Annotated in this window: 6 protein-coding genes; 2 read left to right on the top strand and 4 right to left on the bottom strand. The window is 68.9% G+C overall.

Annotated elements, in window-relative coordinates; translation table 11 throughout:
- Positions 1-140 precede the first annotated feature (140 nt).
- Both AC067J_RS34415 and AC067J_RS34410 read left to right on the top strand, forming a co-directional pair.
- Positions 141-878 (top strand): hypothetical protein, encoded by a 738-nt coding sequence (locus AC067J_RS34415; RefSeq protein WP_478305977.1) that lies wholly within the window; start codon positions 141-143, stop codon positions 876-878.
- Entirely contained in the window at positions 857-1,516 is a 660-nt protein-coding gene (locus tag AC067J_RS34410; RefSeq protein ID WP_478305976.1) for a hypothetical protein, read from the top strand. Before AC067J_RS34415 ends, AC067J_RS34410 begins: the two co-directional genes overlap by 22 nt.
- Before the next feature lie 114 nt (positions 1,517-1,630).
- On the opposite strand, the gene AC067J_RS34405 is transcribed toward AC067J_RS34410, so the two are convergent.
- From AC067J_RS34405 to AC067J_RS34390, 4 genes are all read right to left on the bottom strand, one after another.
- Entirely contained in the window at positions 1,631-2,809 is a 1,179-nt protein-coding gene (locus AC067J_RS34405) for a hypothetical protein (protein WP_478305974.1), read from the bottom strand.
- Between the two features lie 240 nt (positions 2,810-3,049).
- The gene (locus tag AC067J_RS34400; RefSeq protein ID WP_478305972.1) at positions 3,050-3,346 is read right to left on the bottom strand and encodes a hypothetical protein; all 297 of its coding nucleotides are present in this window, start codon (positions 3,344-3,346) and stop codon (positions 3,050-3,052) included.
- Between the two features lie 107 nt (positions 3,347-3,453).
- A complete protein-coding gene (locus AC067J_RS34395; RefSeq protein ID WP_478305970.1) occupies positions 3,454-4,698 on the bottom strand; it encodes a site-specific integrase in 1,245 nt (414 codons plus the stop codon).
- A gap of 752 nt (positions 4,699-5,450) precedes the next feature.
- Complete coding sequence (locus tag AC067J_RS34390; RefSeq protein ID WP_478305968.1) at positions 5,451-6,950, bottom strand: restriction endonuclease; 1,500 nt, start codon at positions 6,948-6,950, stop codon at positions 5,451-5,453.
- Positions 6,951-7,277 lie beyond the last annotated feature (327 nt).

Raw genomic sequence — 7,277 nt, 5'->3', positions numbered from 1 at the left:
AGGCCCTGTCTTCATGCTCGGCAATCGGCAAGATCACCCGACCGTGCTGTCCAGTCGAACCCACGTCCACCAAGATCGATACGACAACGGCTTCTAAGGTGCGGCATCTGCTCTGCGGGACTGGAGAGTTGGGGGATGCCATGGAGGGAAACGAGCCGAAGAACGTGCGCGAGGTGCTTGAGCAGCTCGCGCAGCCGTCGAACGTCGCGGTCCACTCCAGCGACAAACTGCTGGGCGAGGTCGAAGCCGTCGCCGCGAAGGACAACGAGGAACGAGAGCAGAACCAACTAGACGCGCTGCGCCGTAAGCCGGGCCTGCGGCCCGTGCCATCCAGGGAAATCGGCGCGGGCGTCCAACTGACGCCCTGGGACGTGCTGCACACCCTCGGTTGCGCGACCGCACTCGCGCGACGCGGTGCCGGGCGGGGGCTCGCGGAGCACTGGGGCTGCCTCAAGTACAGCCAGGCGCTGGAGGGGACGCTCGGAACCTTCATGGCCCTGTCGGCCGAGGGCCGTGACACGGCGGACTACTACAAGGCGCTGCAATCGGACGAACTCGGCGTCGGGTTCGCGGTGGCCGTGGCCAAGCACGTCCTGGCCAGGCGCTATCCGGACCACAGCGTGTCCGTCGTCCCCGCAGACGCCGCCCTGCGGGCGGGCTTCGCCGTGACCGGCCGGGACAGCGGCGTCTCCGTCGGCTACCGCTACCGCCCCCAGTACTTCGCGGAGGTGTGGAAGCCCGGCAGGCCCTCGCGGGTCTTCCCGATCGCCTGCAAGGGCAACCACAGCGGCGCCTCCGCCTCCCACACCCAACTCGCCTCGGCCGCGGTCCACGCCGACGCCGTGCACATCGGCGGATGGACGGACACCCCGGCCTGATCTTCAGCACCGAACTCCCCGTCGACGGGCCGATGACCGTCCACCTGCTGCACGCGCCCGGCAACGGTGGCAAGCTCACCCACTCTGCCGGCGAAGCCCTCGACCTGGACAAGGAACTCGACCAGGACAACATCTTCCCCGGGATCCAGCCGCCCGCCGTGGACGGCCAGACCCCGGACTCCGTTCCGGGCTTCCACATCGAAGCGGACCACTTCGCCTGGTTCCAGCACGCCCTCGCCCGCACCGGAGCGGCGGGCCTGACAGCCTTCGCCGGCGACGCGGCAGCAACCGTCCCGTATCTGACCGGCCGGCAGGGCCGCAAGCGGTACGAAGGCATCTCGCACGCCGCGATCGGAAGCGTCCAGGACGCGGACCACGAAATCCTCGGCATCCCGTTCGTCGGCACCGACCACGTCCTGCGCCTCAACCGCACCCGGGTGGAGGCCTTCTCGGGCGTGGCCGAGGTCCTCTTCGAGCACCTCGTCGAGCGCCGTCTCACCCACTACCGCGAGGAGGCCCACGCCCGCCGAGCCTCATGGCCTACCGCCACCTGGGACGACGACTGGGACGGCCCCGTCTCCATCCACCCGGACGGATCCGTCCTCGCCCTGCGCGTGCTCCCGGAGCGTGACCGCTGACGGCGCAGCGGCTCTGCCCGTTCCGAACCCTGGTGCCCGAGCCGTTCCCGGCTCCACCGGGGCAGCGGGCTCCTTGCCGATCACCGGGATGGCCCTGTGCCGTTCGTGGGCGTGTTAACTTCTCCGATCATGAACGCGAGAACCAGCCTGGTGGCCGCCGTCCTGACGGCGACGGCCATCGGCAGCGCATCGGCCTGTGCACCTGACGACCGATCCACCGCCACGGCCACATCCACGGCAGCAGCGCGCGCCGTGGTACCAGAGCACATGCCTCGTCGCATAGGCCGCCGTCCACATGACAGTGGACTTGCCGACTCCAGAAGGGCCGGTCACGATCACGCTCTGCCCTCGACCTACCGCCTCTGCGACCTGCCCCGTCAGGGTCGGCCTCGGAGCCGGTAGACCCGCGGCGATATGGCCGGGCTGGACCTCGATGCCCTCGTAGAAGCCGGCCGACTGCAACGGCCGGTCGAAGTCCACCACCTCGCAGATACCCGCGGCCAGTGCCTCCTCCAGCGAGGCGTGGTCGATGGTGGTCGCGACTTCGGTCACGATGTGCTCGATACCCGTTCGGCTCAACCCTGCTGCATCCGACAGACCTCTCTCCGCGTTGGCGTCGGCATGACGTGCCACGGCGCTGCGCAGGGCCAGCACGACCGCCTCCGCTGCCGCGGGCAGCAGCCCGAGGCGCTGCGCCACTGCGATGCGGGTATCTTCAGCTGCGGCACGCCACGGCAGGACATAGAGGCTGACGGCATTGCACCACGCGTTGATCACGTCCTCGCCCAGACCGGCCTGAACAGCCTTCGCATGCAGTGCCCGCAGCATCGGGTGATCATGCGGGAGATCACTCAACGGGCGTCCCCAGTGAGTGAACCACTCACCACTCACCGGCCGTTCGAGCACAAGGAGCGATCCGCCGGTCACCCCGGCCTGTTGACGTTTCGCATGAGCCTGGGCCATAGCGAGGAGATGCCCGGCGACCTCCGGAACGGTGAAGTCGCCGATCCGTTCCTGGCGGGACTTCACCTGAACGTGCCAGGAGGTCGGACCCTCGCAGGACAGGTCTTCCAGCCCTTCCGGGAGGATGCGATCAGCCTCCAGAACGCCAGACAGAACACGGCCGCACAGCCATGCCCCGACGGCATCCTGGTAATGGAACCCGCGGCCGGCCCGAGCCCCCGATCGCGTCGTCATCCACAGAGCCTCGGCGGGGCCGCTGTTCGGACTGTCCTGCTGCACAGCCTCGACGGGCCGAACCCGCTCACGGCGTCCTTTGCCTTTGCCAGCCATCAAGGAAGCATGGCAGGTCGGTCCGACAACCGGGGCGGCTTCCACTGGGACATCGTGCCAACACCCTCGCAGAATCGGTTCACCTTTGGCACTGGAGCCACGGAGCTTCACCGGCACCGGTCTTGTAGGAGCGTTGACGCGCTGCCCCAGGCCAAGAGAACCAGTAATTCTGGTGGGCCCTACCGGCGGTCGGACTGCCGCCCCAGGCAAGGCCCACCCTGGCGATGTCGTCGTACTGGCCTATGCCTGGAGTCTGACGAGTTCGGCTGCGATTGTGTCGACCGCGGTGGCGAAGATACGGAGATCCGAGGCGAACTTCCGAACCCGATCAGCATCGCGCATGTAGCTGCTGCTCATGCCGGTAACGCCGAGATCGATCCAGACGCATGGGCCGCCGTCCTCGGGGGCGGCGAGGAGACCAGCCTTGAGAGCCGTGTGCTCGATGTCACCGCTGGGACAGTCGCCCTCCGGCAGAAAGACGGTGGGCTCCTCCGTCTTGGCGCGCGCGGTCCCAGATGTGGCGGCGGTCGGCGTCATGCTGTCTCCAGCTTCTTGAGGGTGGCTCGGAAGGACGAGGGCAGGCTGCCACCAGCCGATACCCGCTGCCTGTGGGCGGGGTTGATGACGGCCAAGGCTGTGATCGCCTACACGGCGAACCGCAGTGCGCGGGTGGGGCCGTCAACGACGTGGTGGGCGTCGGCTCGATCGAGGGCGGTGGAGAGTGCCTTGACGGCTTCGTCGGCGGAGTCCTTGAGGAGGTGGCCGCAGAGGTTGATGGTGATGGCGATGGCGGAGTGGTGCCGGGTCTTGGAGACGACGGCGACGGGGATGTCTTCGGCGATCATGATGCTGGCGGCGGTGTGGCGCAGGTCGTGCAGGCCGATCCTGGGGAGGCCGGCTTCGGTGGTGCGCCTGCGGAGCTGGTCGAGGACCCACTGGGGGCGTAGGGGTGCGCCGTCCGGTTTGGCGAAGACGAGTCCTTCGAGCCGGCCGTCGGGGTGGGCGGCCATCTGGAGGGCGGCCTGGCGGTGGATGACGGTCATGACTCTGGGGGAGAGGCTGATCCAGGCGCGGCTGGCCTCGGTCTTGGGCTCGCGGAAGAGGATGCCGTTGTTGTTGACGGCGGCGAGGGTCCAGCGGACGTAGAGCTGGCGGTCCATGAGGTGGACGTCAGACCAGTGGAGGGCGAGGATCTCGCCGCGGCGCATGCCGGTGCCGAGCATGACCTCGAACAGGTCGCTGAGCCGGTCGGCGTAGTGCTCGGCGTTGTGGCGCAGGAACGCGGACGCCTCGTCGGGCGTCCAGCAGGTGCGCTCGGCGGCGCGCGGCTTGGGCGGGACGGAGTGCTTGGCCGGGTTGTAGCGCAACCGCCACGAGCGCACCGCGTGGTCGAGGGCGTTGCGCAGCGTGGAGACGACCCGGTAGATCGTGACCCGGCCGCGGCCGCTCTTCTGCTGGGCGCTCACCCAGTCGTCGATCTGCTTCGGACACAGGTCGGGCAGCCGGTGGTGGCCGAAGGCGGGGACGAGGTCCCGCTCGACGCAGTCCGCGTAGCCGGCGTAGGTGTTCGGCGCGAGCACCTCCTTCTTCGCCGCCAGCCACTCCCGCAGGAAGCTCGCGACGGTGGTGCGGCGGTCCTCGTAGACCCCGCGCAGCTCACCGTCCAGCACCGCCTTCATCTCCCGGGCCGCCTCGGCCCGGGTCGCGAACCCGCCCCGACGGCGAGTGCGACGCTTCCCCTCCTCCGGTGCCAGGTCGACGCAGTACGTCCACGACCCGTGACCCGCCTCCTCCAGCAGCCGCACACACCACGGACCCAACTGCTTGCGGTGCTCGTCCGAACACCCGCACCGCCGGTAGACCCGTCCCCACCGCGCACGCTGTCCCATGAGCTTCCCCTTCTCCGACCGGGTGATCCTGGGACCAAGGTTCGCCGCCTGGTCGGGCGTGGCGGCAGAGCGTGCGGGGCGGTGCGCGAGGCACGTCAGAACCAGCCGGCGAGGACACGCTCAAGACGACACACCGCCCGGAAGATCACTGTCCGCAACCGGTGGGTAGGCGACCATGATCCGCCCGCAGGAGCCGACTCCGTGGGCCGGCCGACGGTATCGACGCAGGGGTAGTTGGGCAGGCGCGACGCCGTTCGCTGAAGGGCCGACAGGTCTCGGTCACCGGCAGTAGCGGTGGCGGGGCGCGCGGCCTGGGGACCACTTTGGGACCACACCTGATGAGCGCCTATGGGCGCCGATGGTCCGAAACGGACACTTCTGCACGAAGTAAACACTGAGCAACTGTCAGCTCTCTGTGTCGGCGATTCCGTCGAGAAGTCCCAACTCACATGTTCCCCAGGATGGTTGAGCAACAAACGAGTCGAGGCCGCGAGGCCTCGGCTGCCGACAATAGTTGAACCCCTTGACTGGGGGTCAAGGGGTCGCAGGTTCAAATCCTGTCGTCCCGACAGTGATGTCGGAAGGCCGTTGATCGGGAGAAATCCCAGATCAGCGGCCTTTTTGCTGATGGCCCGGCAGGCGGTGGGCGGCTGCGATGCCACCGCTCCGTGATCTTGCCGGGGACCAGCTGGGGACCGCAGCCATGGGCCGAAGGCCCGCCGCAACCCTGTGCGGCGGGCGCGCGTTCGGCTTCACACGAGGTCGTTGGCCTGCCAGCCCGGGGGGACCTTGGGCAGCCCGATCAGGGCGTCGATGTTCAGGTGTTCGGCGAGCAGGGCTTTGAGGTTGCGGCCGTCGATGAGGCGGAGGCGGCCGTTGCGGTGGGCGAAGTCGTAGCTGTCCTTGCCGAACCACGAGGTGGTGACGACGATGCCGTAGCCGGCGTCCTTGTCGTGCATGACGCCCGATATGGCGCGGACGGTGTTCACCGGGACCACGTTCTTGGAGCGTTTGGCCTGGATGGCGAAGACGGTGGAGCCGGTCGGGTCGGTCAGTGTCGCGACGGCGTCCACGCCGTCGTCGCGGGAGCCCTGGGTGCGCCAGGTCTCGTAGCCCATGGCTTCGAAGAGTTCGCGGACCAGGCGTTCGAAGTCGTAGGGGTTCATCTGGAGCAGGTCGGGCCGGCTGTCGAGGGTGGCCACCACGGCGGTTTCGGTGATGATGCGGTAGCGGGACAGGTCCGCTTCGACGACGGGTGTGACCGGTTCCAGGTCGTGGGGGTGTTTGGAGACGGTGGCGCCGAGGCGGTGGAGGCACTGTTGGGGGTCGAGTCTCGGTTCGTCCAGGACCAGTTCGGCGAAGTCCTTGCGTAGGGCGACGAGGCTGACGACGCAGGCCCGGATTGCCTGGCCGGTGGCGCGGTCGGTGGCGTTGACGCGTCCGTTGAGGATGATGCTCTCCACGAGGGCGGCTGGTGTGACGGAGAACGCCTCGTCCAGGGCCCGCAGGGCGAGGCGGGCGACCAGGCGGGCGTAGGCGTCGTGCACTTCGGCCTGCTTGAGCGGCTGGGGGACGATCTCGGAGCGCTGGGCGATGTAGCGGTAGGAGGCGACGGTGGGGACGATCTCGTGGTTCGGGAGGTCGACCTCGATGAGGAGTTGCTGGGCCTCCGGGACGTAGATGGCGTGGGCCGCGGTGCGGCAGCCGTCGGGGACGGGGGAGCGTCGCAGCAGGTCTTCGACGACGTTCGAGACGCCCTGAGGGCCGTCGTGGGTGAAGGCCTGTTCCACGTGCGGGTGCCACAGTTCGAGGCCGTCGGGCCGGAGGAGCAGGACCATCTCCAGTTCCTCGCGGTGCCGTTGGCAGTCGGCGGTGTCCTGCTCCGCCTGGGACTTGAGGCGATCGGTCTCGGCCTGCCGGGCCTGCCGTTCGGCTGCTTTCTCGGCCTGCGCTTCCTCGCGCCTCCGTGTCTCCTCCGCGCGGCGGCGGGCCGTCTGGCGTTTGGCCAACTCGGCCTCCACGCGCGCGGCTTCCTTGGCGCGGGTGGCCTCCTCGCGTTGGAGGTGCTTCTCGCCGGCGGCCAGGAGACGGGCGTGTTCGACGGCGGGGTCGACCTTCCGCTTCCGGGGGCGGGGCCGGGGCGGGGGTGGGGAAGGCGGGGCGGCGGCCTGCTGGGCTTCCACGGCTCGTGCCTGCTGCTTCAAGCGGTACGCCTCGGCGAGGATTTCCGCCACGGTCTTTCGGCGCGCCACCCGTCCACCCCCTGGTCCGTGGCAGTGCGGACCGGTGCGGGAGTCCGTGCTGCCTGAGCGATACGTCGGCAGCCCTACCCGGTTGGGGCTGCCGGGAATCCGTCGGGCTGTGCTGAGGGCGCGCTCGAGTGCGGCGGAGTGGGAGCGTCCGGTTCCGGAGTTCTGGCAGGAGCGCTGCAGTGGTCGAGGACCGTTGCCAGCGGCACGGTGAACCCGGAGGCTCTGAGGCTGCCGTGGATGTTGCGTGCCAGCTGCTCACGGCGCAGCAGCCGTGCCCAGGGTGGCGTGTCGAGTTCTTCCTCTGCTGTCACAAGTCCACTTGTACAG

The sequence above is a fragment of the Kitasatospora sp. NPDC042419 genome (genome assembly GCF_056437345.1).
This window is presented reverse-complemented; position numbering and strand designations above follow the sequence as displayed.